Annotated in this window: 13 protein-coding genes; 5 read left to right on the top strand and 8 right to left on the bottom strand. The window is 29.6% G+C overall.

All coding sequences use genetic code 11. The features are described 5' to 3' along the window. The first annotated feature begins 32 nt into the window (after nt 1-32). Entirely contained in the window at nt 33-1304 is a 1272-nt protein-coding gene (locus EYW44_RS00370) for an adenylosuccinate synthase (protein ID WP_132721255.1), read from the top strand. A 93-nt stretch (nt 1305-1397) separates the two neighbouring features. Here the strand turns inward: EYW44_RS00370 and EYW44_RS00365 are convergent, their stop codons facing one another. The 7 genes from EYW44_RS00365 to EYW44_RS00335 form a co-directional block, all read right to left on the bottom strand. Further along, entirely contained in the window at nt 1398-2423 is a 1026-nt protein-coding gene (locus EYW44_RS00365) for a DUF6630 family protein (RefSeq protein WP_132721253.1), read from the bottom strand. A 198-nt stretch (nt 2424-2621) separates the two neighbouring features. Next, nucleotides 2622-3731 (bottom strand): hypothetical protein, encoded by a 1110-nt coding sequence (locus EYW44_RS00360; RefSeq protein ID WP_132721251.1) that lies wholly within the window; start codon nt 3729-3731, stop codon nt 2622-2624. Between the two features lie 9 nt (nt 3732-3740). Beyond that, a complete protein-coding gene (locus EYW44_RS00355) occupies nt 3741-4205 on the bottom strand; it encodes a hypothetical protein (RefSeq protein ID WP_132721249.1) in 465 nt (154 codons plus the stop codon). 15 nt (nt 4206-4220) lie between these two features. Then, a complete protein-coding gene (locus EYW44_RS00350) occupies nt 4221-6068 on the bottom strand; it encodes a WG repeat-containing protein (protein ID WP_165872122.1) in 1848 nt (615 codons plus the stop codon). Between the two features lie 5 nt (nt 6069-6073). After that, nucleotides 6074-7291 (bottom strand): hypothetical protein, encoded by a 1218-nt coding sequence (locus EYW44_RS00345; RefSeq protein WP_132721245.1) that lies wholly within the window; start codon nt 7289-7291, stop codon nt 6074-6076. Between the two features lie 23 nt (nt 7292-7314). After that, on the bottom strand, nt 7315-8745 hold the full coding sequence (locus EYW44_RS00340) for a leucine-rich repeat domain-containing protein (protein WP_132721243.1): 1431 nt from the start codon (nt 8743-8745) through the stop codon (nt 7315-7317). A gap of 5 nt (nt 8746-8750) precedes the next feature. Continuing rightward, nucleotides 8751-10061: a short-chain dehydrogenase gene (locus EYW44_RS00335; RefSeq protein ID WP_132721241.1), complete on the bottom strand. Its 1311-nt coding sequence runs from the start codon at nt 10059-10061 to the stop codon at nt 8751-8753. A 383-nt stretch (nt 10062-10444) separates the two neighbouring features. Between EYW44_RS00335 and EYW44_RS00330 the strand changes: the two genes are divergently transcribed. The 4 genes from EYW44_RS00330 (at nt 10445) to EYW44_RS00315 (ending at nt 17874) form a co-directional block, all read left to right on the top strand. Next, nucleotides 10445-13501 carry a T9SS type A sorting domain-containing protein gene (locus EYW44_RS00330; RefSeq protein WP_132721239.1) on the top strand — a complete coding sequence of 1019 codons (3057 nt, stop codon included), beginning with the start codon at nt 10445-10447 and terminating at the stop codon, nt 13499-13501. A 182-nt stretch (nt 13502-13683) separates the two neighbouring features. Next, on the top strand, nt 13684-16725 hold the full coding sequence (locus tag EYW44_RS00325; protein ID WP_132721237.1) for a GEVED domain-containing protein: 3042 nt from the start codon (nt 13684-13686) through the stop codon (nt 16723-16725). A gap of 180 nt (nt 16726-16905) precedes the next feature. Beyond that, entirely contained in the window at nt 16906-17484 is a 579-nt protein-coding gene (locus EYW44_RS00320) for an RNase A-like domain-containing protein (protein WP_132721235.1), read from the top strand. An 81-nt stretch (nt 17485-17565) separates the two neighbouring features. Beyond that, nucleotides 17566-17874: a hypothetical protein gene (locus tag EYW44_RS00315; protein ID WP_132721233.1), complete on the top strand. Its 309-nt coding sequence runs from the start codon at nt 17566-17568 to the stop codon at nt 17872-17874. Between the two features lie 364 nt (nt 17875-18238). Here EYW44_RS00315 and EYW44_RS00310 read toward each other — a convergent pair whose 3' ends face one another. Then, nucleotides 18239-18787, bottom strand: coding sequence for a hypothetical protein (locus EYW44_RS00310; protein ID WP_132721231.1), 549 nt, complete (start codon nt 18785-18787; stop codon nt 18239-18241). Between the last annotated feature and the right edge of the window lies 1 nt (nt 18788).

Below are 18788 nucleotides of genomic sequence, written 5' to 3'. Positions count from 1 at the left end.
ATAATAAATACACAATAACAACACACTAAATAATGGCAGTAGATTTATTACTTGGTTTGCAATGGGGCGACGAAGGAAAGGGTAAGATTGTCGATGTTTTAACTAAAAACTACGATATTATTGCGCGCTTTCAAGGTGGACCAAATGCAGGACATACACTTGAATTTGATGGTATAAAACACGTTCTAAGAACTATTCCTTCAGGAATTTTTCATGACAAATCAATCAATGTAATTGGTAACGGTGTAGTTATCGATCCTGTAGTTTTTGCTAAAGAATTAGAAGGTTTAGATCAATTTGATATTGATTATAAAAAGAAGCTAATTATTTCTCGTAAAGCTCATGTTATTTTACCAACTCACCGATTATTAGATGCTGCTTCTGAAGCTTCTAAAGGTAAAGCCAAAATTGGTTCTACTTTAAAAGGTATTGGACCAACTTACATGGACAAAACTGGAAGAAACGGAATTCGTGTAGGTGACTTAGAATTAAGTGACTGGAAAGATAAATATCGTGCTTTAGCTGACAAACACGAGGCAATGATTGCCTTTTATGATGTAGATATTCAGTATGATTTAAAAGAATTAGAAGAAGAATTCTTTAAATCTGTTGAAGTATTAAAAACATTACAGTTTATAGATTCTGAAGAGTATTTATACAAAGCGCAACAAGAAGGAAAAACTATCTTAGCAGAAGGTGCTCAAGGTTCTTTATTAGATATTGACTTTGGTACGTATCCATTTGTTACTTCTAGTAACACTACTGCAGCTGGTGCTTGTACTGGTTTAGGTGTTGCTCCTAATAAAATTAAAGAAGTATTTGGTATTTTTAAAGCTTACACTACTCGTGTTGGTTCTGGACCATTCCCAACTGAACTATTTGATGAAGTTGGTGCTGAAATGGCTAAAGTTGGTCATGAGTTTGGAGCTGTTACTGGTCGTCCTCGTCGTTGTGGATGGTTAGATTTAGTTGCTTTAAAATATGCATGTCAGGTAAACGGTGTTACTCAATTAATGATGATGAAAGGTGACGTTTTATCTGGTTTTGATACTATTAAAGTTTGTACTGCTTACAAATATAAAGGTGAAGAAATTACACATTTACCTTACAACATTGAGCCAGAAAACTTAACTCCTGTATACACTGAATACAAAGGGTGGACAGAAGATTTAACTAAGATGACAACTAAAGAAGAATTACCTCAAAATCTTTTAGAGTATATCGATTTTATCGAAAAAGAGACTGGTATTCCTATTAAGATTGTTTCTGTTGGTCCTGATAGAAAACAAACTATTTTAAGATAAGAGAACTTTTAAAAGTTCACACATAAAAAAACGCCTAAAATTAGTTTTAGGCGTTTTTTTATGAAAGTAGTTATATATACAATATTCTTTACGTTAATTTTTGTTGTAATAAGCGTAACCTATTTTGTGTACCGCTTCTTTAATTTGTTCAGTATCTTCTTGCTTGTGTAATAACAAGATATATTCATCAGATTGAGTATCTATAAAACCAACTTGCAAGCCTATCAATCTTATAGGTTTAATGTATGCTTCAAAAATACCATCATTAGATACAGAAGCATTCTCATCATAACTCTGATAATCTGGTAACTTCAATACCTCATCATAATTATCCTTTAAAGCTGCCTTTAACATTCGCTCAAAATCCTCAATATCAGATTTCCAATCTAGTCTCATTATAAAATTATACGCATCTTTATCTAAAAACTCTAAGAAGTAATTTAACGTTGTTAAATACTCTTCATCCTCATCATAATTTTTAAGAGTCTCTATAAAGTGAGTTATTTTCTGTTTGCTTCCCTTATTGTTAACACATAAGTTGGTTAACTTTAAATAACCAGATTTTTGTTCTTGATTCAAAAGAGGTCGCATTTCCTCTATCTTTCGTTTTCTCTCTAACTCTTTTTGAGCTCTCTCTTCCTCTACTTTTTTATTGTAGGTTGTATCAACTAGTTTTTTAACCTTCTTTAATGAGTTTTTTACTTTTGACAGCACTTTTTTATCCTCTACAGTTTTATGCAACACAGGAATTTGATACCACTTAACACCTTCACCAGCATCACATTGTCTCAACTCTATTTGATCTCCTATTTTTGAGATAAAATAAAATTCTGAAGGAAAAACCGCGTCTTCCACATCATAAAAAATAATTGAATTTGGTAAATAAAAGTTTCCTTCTTCTGCACTGTAATCAATTCCGTCTCTAGTTAATTGAATGTTATTAAAAACCTCTTTCTGAATTTTTAAGGTTTTCAATATCGGATTTTTTGGAGTTGCTGTTAGTTGAAATTTGTTCGTATTTGTACTGTTAAAAATGTAATCAAATAAATCTACGTTTATAAATTTATTATGTAGGGGGTCACCACTTAACTTTTCTTCTTTGTAGTATACTCTAGCCATTTAGTTTCTTATTCTTTCAGGAGTTTTTCGTTAATTAATTTAGTTTTTCGATTCCAAAATACCAATTCTTTTTGACTGAAAAAATTTAATATTACAATTAAACAATCTATCGGCATTGATAATTTAAAATGAATCTGCAAAGATGAAGATATTTTTTTGCTGTAAAAAATAATTACTGTTTAAGTATGTTAAAATAACCTACTTTTTATCAACACAATAACTATTCTTTAAATCTGAGAAGCTAGGATTGTACTTATTGTATTTCACATCAAAATGCTTTGAAAAATTTTTTACTGTTTCTCTCTTAAAAAAACTGTTAAGTGCACAATAATTTTTCAAATTAGCATTATCTCTAATACTTATACTACCTATTTCTTTCAAATTTTCTAAACCTACAAGAGTAGTTAGCATATTATTTTCTGCGATATGCAACTCTCCTCCTACTTTTTCTAAAGCCTTTAATTCAGATATTGAACTCAAACTTCTATTTAACCAAATGTCTAAATAATCACCTACATTTTTTAAATTATGAAGTCCTTTTAAGGAAATCAACGAACTATTTCCCCTTATCAACACTCCAGAAACTTCTCTTAAATTCTTAAAACCTTCAAGTGTTTTCAATTTATTATTACCAGCAATTACTATAGACGAAAGTGTTGTTATCTTATCTAAACCGTATAAAGATGTAAGCTCATAATTATTCTTAATACTTAAAACATTGCCTATACTTTTCAGTTTCAACTGAGCAATACTTTCTAACGACTCATTATCAATTATTGATAAGTTTGATACTATTGTCTGTAAATTTTCTAAGCCTTTACAACTTTTCAAATTCTTATTCATAAAAACCTCAAACTCCCCTACTTTCTTCAATTTATCGAACCCTTCAAAAGAAACTACATTTTTATTATGAGAAAATTTACATAAGTTTTTTACTGTTGCTAAATTTTCAAATCCATTAAAATTGATTAAACCTTCATTTCCGGTTATTTCTAATTCTGATAGAATACTTATCTTTTCTAATCCTTTTAAAACCTTTAATTCAGGATTATTAAATAGATACAGACCTCCTTCAATTTTTTCTATTCTTGAAAATAATTCTAAATTAGAAATATTACTTAAAGTACTTCTATCTCCTATAACCAAAGTACCATTTATAGTTTTTATGTTATGTAGTTTTCCTGATGCTTTAAAAGCATTATTAATTTCTTGTTGAGTTTTAAACTGTAAATCTCCGTTATAAATTTGTGCTCTTATTGATAAAGAAAACAGAACAATACTTATGTGAAAAAATAATTTCTTATCCATCTTTTAATTTTAAAATTTATTATTAAAATTTAATGTTTTTACTCCTACTTTTTTAAGTTCATTTTCTAAGTTATCCCAAAACGTTAACTCTTTCAAAAAAGGAGTTCCCATCCAATACTTTTTTAGTTTTTTAGAATTTTTAAAATATATTTCAATTCCTTCCCAATAATGTCTAGATGTTTTCTTGGTTTTATATGAAACATAGTTTATTTCATCAATAAAATAAACTTGCTTATACCAAAATAACAGTAAATTCTTGACTACAATTTTCTCTTTATGCAGTTCTATAAAATACATTTGTATTACCCCTGAATACATTAATAATAGTACCGGTAAAGTAATCAGAAATGAAAACACATAAGAAAAACCATCAGAATAATCAATTGTAAAAATTATTTTAAATAATAAAATAACACCTAAAAGAATAGGAATAATTCCTACTGAAGTAAACATTTCTTTTTTAAAACTATGCATAAGTATACTGTACTCTTATTCTACTACCAGTTTACCTTTACTATCATACTTCTTTCCTTTAAACATAAAGTATACCGTTTCTCCTTCCTTTAATTCTTCTACACTTTCAGGATTTTGTTCTGTATCACTACTACCAATAACAATTTTACCAGTTTTATCTATTACTTTCTTTACATACTCTAATTCAACCAATGCTAAACCGTTTTTAAACTCAAACGATTCGTTATATTTAAACGGTATTACAACTTTACCATTTTTATCAACACCTCCATAAAATCCTCTTGAATTCTCTAAGCAAGCTATACCTTCACTAAAATCATTGACATCAGCATATTTAATTGGAGCTATAATTTTACCTAAATGATTTATTATTCCTTTCTCTCCTTCTTTATTAAATATTATACAGAAATTATCATCGTACATTTCTTTGAAACTAGTAACATCTTTTAATAATTTTTCTTTTCCTGAACTTGAGATGAAATAATATTTATCATCTCTCTCTCCAAATAAAACATTTCCTTTTTCGTATAAATATTCAAATTTTTCATTCGATAACTTAACATTATCAGCACTTAATAACTCATAATCGTCATTACTTGTGTTTTCTTGAATTGCTGCCAATCCATTTTCAAAAACTTTTAATTTGTATACCAATAAAGTATCTATTCTCTTTTTTATAAAATCATAGTGATAATAATACTCATCATCTTCAAAAAAAGTTTCACTTAACTGATCTTGATCTGTATTTTTTACACTTAAATTTTTTTCTAACTTATTATTAAAGAACAACACACTATCATTTACTGGCATCATTATTTTATCTCCAAATTTTGTATCATTTACAGCTGTAAAAGAGATGTTTTTAAGTTTAGTTTCAGTTGGAAAATATAATTTAACCTTGTCTATATTTCCTTTGAAGTATAAATACCTATGAAAATAACCATCTTCGTCTTTAAAATAATCAAAAGCTGAAACATTCTTTTTAAAATAACTTTTTAAATCATCCATTGAAGCAAAGTCTTCATCTATTAATTTTTCTTTTAAGTTTTCTAAGAAATTTACTAATTTTTCTATCCTCTCTTCTGACACAGATTTCTCTGCACCTGAATAACTGTAAGCTACATTATCCAATGGTTTTCCTCCTTCATTATAAGCTTGAATTTTTACTGGTGATTTTATTGTATCACTGGTTTTAAAATAGATGTAATTATCTTTTAAATCCTCTATAATTATTTTACCTTTTTCATAATCTAGTTCTTGAGTATCTTTTGAAATTTCAACTTCATCAAATGCTGATACATACTTAACTTTATAGTTTAGTTGAATACTATCGATAAAACTCATTTTTCCAAAACTATCTTCCATTCCTAAACCAGTAATCGTGTAATCCTCAAAATCTTTATCTTTTTGAGTTCCATTTTTATAATAAATTACTTTTGGACTAATTTTTTGTTTAATATGTTCTGGTAGTTTAACCAATTCCTTTTCAGAATCATTTTTAAACTCCAGTTTTACCTTGTTCTTATATTCATTAAACGATTGCTTAAAAACAATTTGACTTTCAAACTGATTCATAGCTTTTTTTACAAATACACTATCTTTTATAAATTCAGGTTCATACACTTCATCTTCTTTAGCTATATATTCTGATTCTCTATCAAAAGTTTTATTAAAAGACACAAATGGTTTAAATGTACTTAGCAATTCAGACACTTCTTGTTTTGCCTGTTCTAAGTTTTTTCCTTCAAAAGTTTCGTCTATTTTTGATAAATATTCATTATCCTTTGTGTCTGCTGATGAAGAACAACCAAATAAAAAACTAACTAACAACACAGTTACACTAATTTTTATAATTCTTTTCATAACCATTATCTTATTATTTGCAATTCTTTACTTCCTTTAGGTAAATAGAAAAAATAATCAAATTCCTCACTCTCCTCTTTACCTGTGGTGATTAACATACTTTCTAAATCTTTTGAAAAAGCAAAACCTAACCTATTGTCTGGACTTATCTGAATATCAAAGTTTTTTGATACTGTATATTTATAAGTTTCTCTCATATATTCTAACCAATTCTCCCAAGTTCTTCTTGAAAGTTCATGATTTTGAACATAATTAAATTGATGTGTCTCCACCTCATATTGATACATCATCTTATTTATTAATTCTTCATCTTTTTCTTTTAAAGCTTCTCCTAAGTTTTTATATAAATTATGAATTTTATCGCCTAAATTTTCAACCTTAGTTAAATCCTGACCTTCATTCCATCCTTTTAAACTATATGGAACTTCATTCTTAAATAAATAAACAACCTTTTTTAAATTAGGATCATCTGTATCTTCTATTTTCTTATTCATGTAAGATTCTTCTTCTCTTTCGTAATTAACTTCTTTTCTTAAAAAAAGTTCCACATCATCGTCTACTGCTTCTTTAGGTACTAAAAATGTAATTTTTATATCATCATTATTTAGTATGTATGGATTTAAGTCGACACTTCTTCTGTATTCTCCTTCTTCATCTGTAACATTGATATCATTTACAAACAAAGTACTTTCAGAATATTTTTGTCTAACTATAAGTGTGTAAAGAAATTGTTTTTTTGTTTTCTTTACTTTTTCAAACACATTAGCTATTGGAGAATAATAAATTTTAAAAAAAGAACATAAAACATCTCCTCTTCCTTTTTCATCAAAATCAACATTTATCTCTCTGTACTTATTATTCCAATGATATAATGAATCCTCTTCTTTAGATGTATATAAATCCTTAATCCTTGTATATTCTCCTTCTTCATTCATTATACTTTCTAACAAGTCTGATTTGTCAACATATTTTTTAGTGTAAAAACTATAACCATCACCTTTACTATATGTTCTAAACTCTTCAATCGGTATTTCATTGTAATGCATTCCTTCTGTATAAAAAATCTGTTGATATCCTTTAAGAATGCTATCCTGTGGAGCCAATACCGTCAACAAACTATCAAGTTTTTCCTCTGTATTAATAGCTGCTAAATTGTATTTAAAACTTTCTTTTTTACTGCATGCAAAGATGGATAGTAAAATAAGTAGAACTATTTTTTTCATTTTTATAATTGGAATTAATCGTTTTAATTAAAATATATTTTACAATTAACAGGTAGTAATCGAATTATATTTTCTTTTTCCTTATCTGATAAAGGATTATTTTTTATACTTAAAACTTTTAGCTTATCTAAACTTCTAATAGACCTAGGTAATTTTTTTAAATTATTATCAGATAATAATAAATATTCTAATGATTCTAAATCTCCTATAGTATCTGGAAGTGATGTTAATTTATTATTAGTAAAATCTAATACTTCTATTTTTTTTAATTTACCTATAGATTCTGGTATTTTACAAAGTTTATTATTTTCTATAATTAAATGAGTTAATACACTAAGATCTCCTATTTCTTTGGGAACTTCTGTCAGTTTATTATTATTTACTCTAAGTACTTCTAATTTTTTTAGCTTTTTAAAAGCTTTACTAGGTAAAGAAATCAACTCATTATCTTTAAGTTCTAAATAATCTAAGTTTATCAGTTTTCCAATATCATTAGAAATGGTTCTTAGTTTATTATTATATAAATCTAAAGAAGTTATATATTTTTCTTTCCATATTTTTTTAGGAACTTTAGTCCAATTTAAATTATTATACCTCACATACTCATTCGGTTCGTGTTCATAACTTTCATATTTTTTTGAATCCTCTTTTGTTTTTGTTTCTTCATTAGAAAATTCATTGCTTTTTACTGTTGCTCCAATGACTTCATCATACTCAACTTCTTCTTCTATAGCTGTTTCAGCTATTTCTCCTTCTACAGATTCATCATCTTCTACAACAATTATTTCTAAATCATTATCATTTTTCTTTTCTTGTTCATCTTTCTTTTCAATTACTTCTCGCTCTCCAAAAATAATTTTAGAGGAAGCTATGTCTTTCTTCATTTTATCTATAGAATATACATTTAGTTCTCTATAAATAAAAACGATTGACATATATTTCACATCTAAATTTGTAAACCAATCCTTTTTTAAATTTTCTTTCCATGCTTCAGAAAAATTAGAGTAACCATCCCATTCTTTGGGTACTTCACCAGAAATTATAATTTCATCTATCTCATTTCTAACCTTTAAAAGTTGTAATACTTGTGATGGTAATTTTGATGACATATCTTCTTTTTTAAGAATAGAAGAACAAGACTCTAAATTATCTAAATTTTTAAAATATTGATTAATTATAGTAGCAAGCTTATACTTTTTCTTTATCTCTTTTTCTGTTTTATATTCATTGTAAGGATAATATTCAGAAAAAAAGCGATGGTACTCTTGCGCTGAATTATTTACTATAAATCCATTTATAATTAATGCTTTTTCAAATTTCAAGTATGTCCCTCCTTCTTCAAAAAAACATTCTTTAAATGAAGATTCTAAAATTGATTTTTCTACTTCTTGTGCTTCATTACAACCTGTAAAGGTTATTAGAAATAATGCTATTATTTTAAAATATTTTTTCATAATTATTAATCCATTAATCCTTTAGCTTTATCAAACAAATCTTTTCCTTTATTCTTTAAATCTTCACCTACCTCTTCTATACCTTCTTTGGTCATGTATAAATTCATATTATCCATTAAATAAGCTACATTATTAATAACTACAAACATTTCATCAACATGAGGTACATTTTGCTCTTTCAATACTTTTTTCCATTCTACCTCTGCTAGTTTAGAGAACATATACTTTGTTGCTATTTTTGCTAAAAAATACTTATCATACACCCCATTTAAAAGGCTTTCAGCATCTCTATCTTGTAAATAAGCAATAGATTCGTCTATTTTACTTTTCTCTTTAGATGATAGTAAACTACTTGTTTTTAATTTTGTTAATGAAGCAATAGCTTTTTCTTTTTGCTCATTTTTTAAATACAAATACGTTTCAACAGACCAAATAATTTCATTTTCTAAACCTATTTCGTTTGCATCTTTTAAAAAAACTTCAAAATCTTTAAGCGCACGCTCTTCATCAATCTCTCTATCCATCATCAAACGATCAAAACCTCTAAATAAATGATTTAAACCATGCACACCTTTATAGGTTTCTTCGTTATTTAAATTCCCCCATTCAAATATCTCTCTACTGTAAGGTAAATCAATACCTTTATTATTCTCTAGCCATTTTATATTTCTTGAAATTTCATCTTCAGACAAATAATACAATCCTTTTTCAAAAAATAATAAGCCTCTGAAATAATGTAACAACGTTTTAATCTCTGAATCTGGTAAATAATCAGGATTTGTTTTTGAACATTCGTACAAAGAAATTTCTTTACCAATACTTTTTCCTGCAATAGCTATTGTACTTAAAACAGTATGCTCTAAACTTTGTACAAATTCTTTAGCTTCTCCCGAATAATAAGGTCTTTGTCTGCTTATAGAATCACCATACATCATATTCAATGCATCAGTAATTGTAGGAAACTGATCTTCATCTGTTTTAATAATAAAGTTTTCCATTTTCTTATAATCTCTATAAACAGATATATAATCTAATATTGAAAGTTTTTTAGGCTCACTTATATCGTGACTCAATAACTTACCTGAAAGCTTATTTAATGTTGATTTGAATGATTGAAATTCTTCTGAATGCTTGTCTTCTGTAAAAGTAGATCTTACGGCTATTTTAACGAATTTATAAGGAAAAATCTTGTAAGAAGATAAACTTTCTTTAAGCGCCTTCTTATCTAATTTCAATAATTCTTGATCTGTTTTTTCTTCTCCAGAACAGTTTACCAATAAACTTATTGTAAAAAATAATAATATAAAATGCTTCATTTACTTTTTGTAGATGTATTTTGATTATAAATACAAAACTATAACATATAGTACTACTACTTAAACAATAATCTCTATTCTATTATTTTCAATCTATTTTCGTAGTGTTTATAAGCTTTTTTGATTTTTTTGCATCACTTTACTTCCCGTAATAAACCTGTAAAAAACATACTTTTTTCACTCTAAAAAAACACCAAAAACAAAATAAACCACTAAAAAACAGCTTTTTATATTGTTTTTTTTCATTAACTTTATACTAATCATTATCACGTTTAATTTTTTTCTTAAAATTAAAAACCCTGATTTTAAAAACAAAAAACGCTGTTTTTTGTCCTCGTCTTTTAAACGTGATAACAACTATTAATTAACTAAACCTATTTATTATGAAAAAACAATTATCTATTGTTTTGTTCTTGTTGTCTATTATGGTTATGGCACAAGAAGGCACACCCAACAAACCTTTTTATCGCGGAAAAATTCCTTCAGTAGAGTATGTATCTCCAATTGCTAACAGACCTTCAGATGTAGTTCCTTTTGTAAATGTTCAAAAAGAAGCCAAAGACAAAAGGTCTATGGGAGGACTTGTAGTGGCTGGAAAAGATCCTCAAACTCAAGATGATTTTTTCATTAGAAACAGAAACTCAAAAGAGCAAAGTGTAAAAATGGCGGATGCAAAATTAGTATTCGATACTTACTCATCTAACTCTCAACCTACCGATCCTTCTTTAGCTGTAGGTCCAAATCATGTAATGGTAGTATTCAATACTGGTTTTATGGTTTACGACAAGCAAGGAAACGAATTATTAGGTGAAACTGCTCCAAATCCGGCTATTTTCCCTTCGGGTGGATGTTGTGATTTAACTGTTTCTTATGATAATGCTGCTGATCGTTGGGTATTATCTTTCTTAGGAGGTGGTGCACAAATTGCCGTTTCTGACGGTCCAAACCCATTAACTTCAGGATGGTATATTTATAACATTCCACAAATCAACGATTATCAAAAATTATCTATTTGGAGTGATGGGTATTATATTACAGATAACACAAACAGCTCTAATAGAGTTTGGGCTTTAGAAAGAAGCGCAATGCTTGCTGGTGATACCAATGCAGGTATTTTAGGGTTTAATTTACCAAACATTGCTACTAGTGGTTTTTATAGCCCTCAAGTATTAAATGTTACAGATAATAATTTACCAGCTGCTGGTGGAGCTACCGTAGTATACATGCAGGATAATGCTTGGTCTGGTGTTTCTAACGATCATGTAAAAGTATGGACGATAGATGTTGATTGGTCAAATACCTCTAGTTCAACAGTATCCTCTCCACAAGAGATTTCTATTACTCCTTTTATTGGTGTATTTGATAACGGAAGTTTCTCTAACTTACCCCAACCTGGTGGTGGGGCAACTATTGATGCCTTACAAGCTACTATTATGAATCAAGCACAATTCAGAAAATTTGCAACACACAATTCAGCAGTGTTTAATTTTGTAGTTGATGTAGACTCTTCAAGTGGAAAACGTGCTGGTGTTCGTTGGATGGAATTCCGTCAAAGTGGAGACAATCAACCTTGGTCTTTATTCCAAGAAGGTACTTATACTGCTGCGGATGGAAAACATGCTTGGAATGCTAGTTTAGCTATGGATGCAGACGGTAACATTGGTATGGGATATACTTCAATGTCTGGTCCTACTACTTCTTCAACAGTAAGGGTTAGTTCTTACTTTACTGGTAGATCTAATGGTGATCCGTTAGGTACTATGACAGCTGCTGAAACTCTTATTGCTAATGGAAATGCAAATATTCCTGGTACTCGTTATGGTGACTATAGTAAAGTAGATGTAGATCCTGTTGACAACAGTACTTTCTGGTATATTACTGAATATATGAACAACGGAAGAAAAGGAGTTGTAGGTACTTTTGAAATGGCTCCTGCTGGTCCACCTGATACTGAAAACCCAACTGATCCTTCAAACTTAACTGTTTCTAATATCAGCGTGGTTGGTGCTACATTAAGTTGGACTGCTGCTACCGATAATGTTGGAGTAGCTAATTATTTAATTTCAATCAACGGAAATCAAGTAGGAACTTCTTCAACTACTTCTTTTGATGTTACTGGATTATCACCTTTAACAACCTATACAGCATCTGTTGTAGCACAAGATGCAGCAGGTAATACTTCTGGTAGTGTAAGTACTACCTTTACAACATTAGATGGTACTATACCTGTAAATTATTGTGATTCTTCAAGTAACAATGTAAATGATGAATTTATTAGCAATGTAACTTTAAATACTATTAATAATGATTCTGGTGCTCAAGTGTATTCTGATTTTACTAGTATATCTACTAATTTAAATGAAGGTCAACAATATACTGTTAGCGTTACCCCTACTTGGACAGGTACTAACTATGCTGAAGGGTATGCTGTTTGGATTGACTATAACAATAATGGCGATTTTGATGATAGTGGTGAATTAGTTTGGTCTAAAGCTCCTTCAACAGATGCAACTAATACAGGTACTTTTACTGTTCCTTCTGGTACAGCACAAACTGCTGTAAGAATGAGAGTTTCTATGAAATATAATGCTATACCTACTTCTTGTGAAAACTTTACATATGGTGAAGTTGAAGATTATACCATTAATTTAGAAACTGGTACAGGTGGTGGCGGAAATCCTGGTGTAATTGCTGGTTATAGCTTTGAGAACGGTTTTGAAGGATGGAGTGATCCTGGTAGTGATTGTGCGCGTGTAAACAATGCAGCTCGTTCTTATGATGGTAGCTTCTCTATTCGTTTAAGAGATGATACTAACACTTCAAATACCCAATCTCCTGTATTAGATTTATCAGCTAACAATGAGGTGACTTTTGAGTTTTTTGCTTTTATTAATAGCTTTGAAGCTAATGAAGATTTCTTTGTAGAATTCTTTGATGGAACTTCTTATCAAGTTATTGGTCAGTATGTAGTTGGTACAAATTATAACAATGATGAATTCTTTACAGATACTATTACATTAAATGCAGCTGATTACGATTTTAATGCTAATAATAGATTCCGTTTTCGTTGTGATGCCAGCGGAAATGCTGATAGAGTATACTTTGATCAAGTAACCATTAGTGGAGACAATGTTGCAAATCCTTTTGTAAAAGAAACAACTCCTACTCCTGGTGAACAATTAAAATCATTTACTGAAAATTCTTTAAACAATATCAAGCTATATCCTAACCCTGCTAAAAATAGTTTAAGTATTGAAATATTAAATGGAGAATTTGAAAATGTAACTATATACTCTATTGCAGGACAGGTAGTATACAGTTCTGACAAAAAAGTGGTTCAAAAATCAACTATTGACGTTTCTAGATTCGCTAGCGGACCATATTTTGTGAAGTTTATCTCTAATGGTAAAGCTGTCACAAAACGATTTATTAAAAAATAAACAAATAACACATTCTTATTTTTAAAGGTCATCAAAATTGATGACCTTTTTTTATGCATTAACAAAAAATAAAACAAAAATTCATGAATAGTTAAATATTTAACAACTTAACAATCAAATCAATGATTTAATTCAGGTTTTTTCATTAGTTTTACATCAATATTAACCAAAACCCTATCATTATGAAAAAACAATTATCTATTGTTTTATTCTTGTGCTGCATTATTGGGATAGCACAAATTCAGGCTCAAAACACCCCTTCTTATCGTGGAAAAGTACCTTCTGTAGAGTACGTTTCTCCTTTATTAAGTAGACCTGCCGACTTAGTTCCTTTTTTAAATGTTCAAAAAGAAGCTAAAGACAAAAGATCTATGGGAGGAGTTGTTGTAGCTGGTAAAGATCCTCAAACTAAGGATGACTTTTTTGTTAGAAACAGAAATCCAAAAGAGCAAAGTGTAAAAATGGCTAATGCCGGATTAGTATTTGACACTTATTCATCTAACTCTCAACCTACAGACCCTTCTTTAGCTGTTGGTCCAAACCATGTTTTTGTTGTATTCAACACAGGATTTATGATTTATGACAAAGCTGGTAACGAATTATTAGGTGAAACCGCTCCTAACCCAGCAATCTTCCCTTCTGGTGGTTGTTGTGATTTAACTGTTTCTTATGATAATGTCGCTGATCGTTGGATATTATCTTTCTTAAACGGTGGTGGTGCAGGTGCACAAATAGCTGTATCTGATGGCGCTAACCCTTTAACTTCTGGATGGTTTGTTTACAACATTCCTCAAATTAACGATTACCAAAAATTATCTATCTGGAGTGATGGTTATTACTTAACAGATAACACAAACAGCTCAAACAGAGTTTGGGTATTAGAAAGAGATGCTGTACTTGCTGGAGAATCAAATCCTGGTATTTTAAGTTTTAACTTACCTGGTATTGCAACTAGCGGTTTTTACAGCCCACAAGTATTAAATATAACAGATAATAATTTCCCAGCTACTGGTGGTGCTACTGTTGTATACATGCAAGATGATGCTTGGAGTGGTGTATCAAATGATCACGTTAAAGTTTGGACTATTGATGTAGATTGGGATACGCCAGGTAACTCAACTATAACAAATACTCCTTTAGAAATTCCTGTAACTCCTTTTATTGGTGTATTTGATGGTGGTAGTTTTTCTAACTTATCACAACCAGGTGGTGGTGCAACTATTGATGCCTTACAAGCTACAATTATGAATCAAGCCCAATTTAGAAAGTTTGCTACTCACAATTCTGCGGTATTTAACTTTGTTGTAGATGCAGATGCATCTAGTGGAAAATTAGCTGCTGTACGTTGGATGGAATTCCGTCAAAGTGCAGACAACCAACCTTGGTCTTTATATCAAGAAGGTACTTACACTGCTCCTGATGGTAGACATGCGTGGAATGCTAGTTTAGCTATGGATGCTAGTGGTAATATTGGTATGGGATATACTTCTATGTCTGGTCCATCTACTTCTTCTACAGTTAGAGTTAGTTCTTATTTTACAGGTAGATCTAACGGAGATCCATTAGGAACTATGACTGCTGCTGAAGGTCTTATAGCTAATGGTAACGCTAATATTCCTGGTACTCGTTACGGTGATTATAGTAAAGTAGATGTAGATCCTTCTGATAATAGTACTTTCTGGTATATTACTGAATATATGAATAATGGAAGAAAAGGAGTTGTTGGTACGTTTGAAATGGTACCTGCTGGACCACCAGATACTGAATCTCCTACAAATCCATCTAGCTTAACAGCTTCTAATGTAACTGCTACTGGCGCTACTTTAAACTGGACAGCTGCTACTGATAATGTTGGTGTTACTCAATACTTAATTTCTCAAGGTAGTACACAAATAGGAACGTCTGCTAGTACTACTTTTGATATATCTGGATTATCTCCTCTTTCTACTTACACAGTAACTGTAGTAGCACAAGATGCTGCTGGAAATACTTCTAGTGGAGTTAGTACTACTTTTACAACATTAGATGGTCCTGCTGTTACATATTGTGCTTCTTTAAGTAACAATGTAAGTGATGAATTTATTAGTAATGTTAGCTTAAATACAATTAACAACAATTCTGGCGCTCAGTTCTATTCTGATTTTTCTAGTATTTCTACAAACTTAACAGAAGGACAAGAATATACTATAAATGTTACTCCTACATGGCCTGGTACTAACTATGCTGAAGGGTATGCTGTTTGGATTGACTATAACAATAATGGTGATTTTACAGATGCTGGGGAATTAGTATGGTCTAAATCTCCTTCAACAGACACAAGTAACAGTGGTACTTTTACTATACCAACGGGTACTTCTCAAGCTGCTGTTAGAATGAGAGTTTCTATGAAATATAATGCAATTCCTACTTCTTGTGAAAACTTTACTTATGGTGAAGTTGAAGATTACACTATTAATTTAGAAGCTGGAAGTGGTGGTGATACTTCTACTCCTCCAACTGGTTATTGTGATTCTAACGGAAACAATACAAATGATGAATATATTTCTAGAGTTCAATTAGGAAGTATTGATAACACTACTGGTCCTGAAACTGGTGGATACGGAAACTATACTTCTATTTCAACAAACTTAAGTGGTACAAATACAATTACTGTAACTCCAACTTGGACAGGTACTGTATATAACGAAGGATATGCTGTATGGATTGACTATAACAGAGATGGTGATTTTGCTGATGCAGGTGAATTAGTATGGTCTAAAGCGGCTTCTAACAATACAACTAACTCAGGAACATTTACAATACCTAGTTCTGCAATTGCTGGTGCTACAATTATGCGTGTATCTATGAAATATAATGGTATACCAACTGCATGTGAAACGTTTACTTACGGTGAAGTTGAAGACTACCAAGTAAATATTAGCAAATCTGCTAATAATGTAAAATCAGAAACTCCTGGAGAGGAATTAATAGAGTTTACAGAAACTTCTTTAAGAAACATCAAATTATATCCTAATCCAACAACTAATAGTTTAAATATTGAGATATTAAATGGTGATTTTGAGCAAGTATCTATTTTCTCTATTACTGGACAAAGAGTTTACAATTCAGAGAAGAAAGTAATGGAAAAATCAGCTATTGATGTTTCTAAATTCTCTGCTGGTACATATTTTGTGAAGTTTACTTCTAACGGTAAAACAGTTACGAAACGTTTTATCAAGAAATAACTATATACTTATTCTAATTTTTTAAGATCGCTCTTTTAGAGCGGTCTTTTTTTGTTTCACACTCTTTCTTCTGTTAAATTTTATTTACAATAGGCTAACAAAAGATTAATTGGCTCATGATATTAACTTTTTATTCCAAGCATAAATTGGACCCCATTAATCTTAATAATATCTATTATCATGAAATTAATCTTTAACTACTTCTTAAAGTTTTTCCTATTAGGACTTCTTGTTACTACTTTCAATGCTTGTCAGCAAGATGAAATTGTTTTAGAAAATGAAACTTCTGAAGCAATCATCTCTGAACAAAATTCAATAAAAAATGTTCTAGACGAAACAAAACATGCTGAGCGCTACTCTAGTCGTTTTTTATATGATCATGAAGACTGTGGTGGTCATACTATTGAACGTCATATTGAAAAATCAGACAACTATTTATACAATAGATTAAGAAATTCTTCAATTAGTGCTGCAAGTACTTTTTATAACAGAAATCAAGCAGGTCAACTAATTTATAATTCTATTTATTCATACAATGCATCTAGAGTTAATAATTGGTTAAACTCTAGCAGTAACTCTAATTTAGTAATATACTATACTCACAGTAGTAATGTTGGAAAAGTAACGGAAAGAGGAAGTTACAACACCTTCCAATCAAGAAGATTTAGAGTTATATTATCTAAAAGAAGTTGTATTTCTTATGATAACAACTGGGATAATGATTACGATTTTACAATTATTACTGCTTATCCTTACTAACTGAAATTACCAAAAACAAAAAAATAGCTCTCTAAACATTCATGTTTTTAGAGAGCTATTCACTAAAATTGATTGATAACAATGGAAGACATTTTACAAAGTTTTATAGAAAATACACCCGATGTTTTAAACTTTTTCGCAGGATACTTTCCTGAAGCTGAATTTGATGATACATTGACTGATAAAAAAATCATTGCCAATTATATTTTATCTAATACCACAGCAACAATTACACAGACTTATAAAGAATTAGAAATGTTAGATAATGATCCTAACACTTTAAAATTAATTGCTCGAGAAATCAACAGACATTTTGAAACTACTGAAGAAATTTGGCAATGGCTACAAATGATAAAAAAAACATATCAAACAAAAATAGAGCAGCTTTAAAATACTGCTCTATTGTGTATCTTTTAAATTACTACTATAGTTTCATTAAAATTTTTGCACTAAAAACCTACTGCTGTAACATTTGTTATAGCATATATTTTGTCTTTTTATCAGACTTAATCTTTTGTTTTTGGGTATTAGTTATGTAATACTAGCACTAGATTTGTACTCTAGTGCTAGTATATTTTTCTTTTATTTTTTTCTATAATTGGATACCTAAAAAAGGTATTTAGATAATAGCTTTTTAATGGAGTTTTTCTTTCTAGCTTTTATTTACTGTGTATAATCAGTATTTTACCTATTAATTACTAAAACTAATATAATCAAATAGAAAATACGTAACCCTATTAATGAGAATACTAAATTAAGCTTCTTCATTATATATCATTAAAGCATCACGATAATCTTCAGGTTCTAAATACCTCTCTACTTTTATTAAATCTCCTATAGATTCAAAAGTTAAATCTTTATACCCTGATCCTCCTTCCCATCCATAAGTTTTACTCATTCCTCCTTGATTAGAATAAATATAATTTCTTGCTATTTTGAAATCCTCCTCCTCTTTAATTACAAAAAGCGCATGTGTCAATATTGGGAAGTCTATGTCTGGATTTGTTCCTGAAGTATAACAAATCCAAACTTCCCCATATTTTTCACTCTTGTAATAACTTATTTTGAATAAATGACGTGGCTTAAATACCTCTCTATATTGATATGTTTTGTAAAAATCTTCACTCTCAGGTTTATTTAATTGAATCATCCCTAGTGTGCCATACATCTCAGAGACAACTTTTGAATGTAATTCTTTTAACGAATTATTAAACTCTTTAATGTTTTTAGACTTATGCCACTTATTTAGAGCATCTGCCTCATTTAATAAAAAATTTAATATAAAATCCCTAATTTCTTCCATT

The organism is Tenacibaculum sp. M341 (assembly GCF_004337695.1).
Lineage (GTDB): Bacteria > Bacteroidota > Bacteroidia > Flavobacteriales > Flavobacteriaceae > Polaribacter.
Note: the sequence above shows the minus strand (reverse complement) of the source record. Positions and strands in the feature narration are given on the sequence as shown.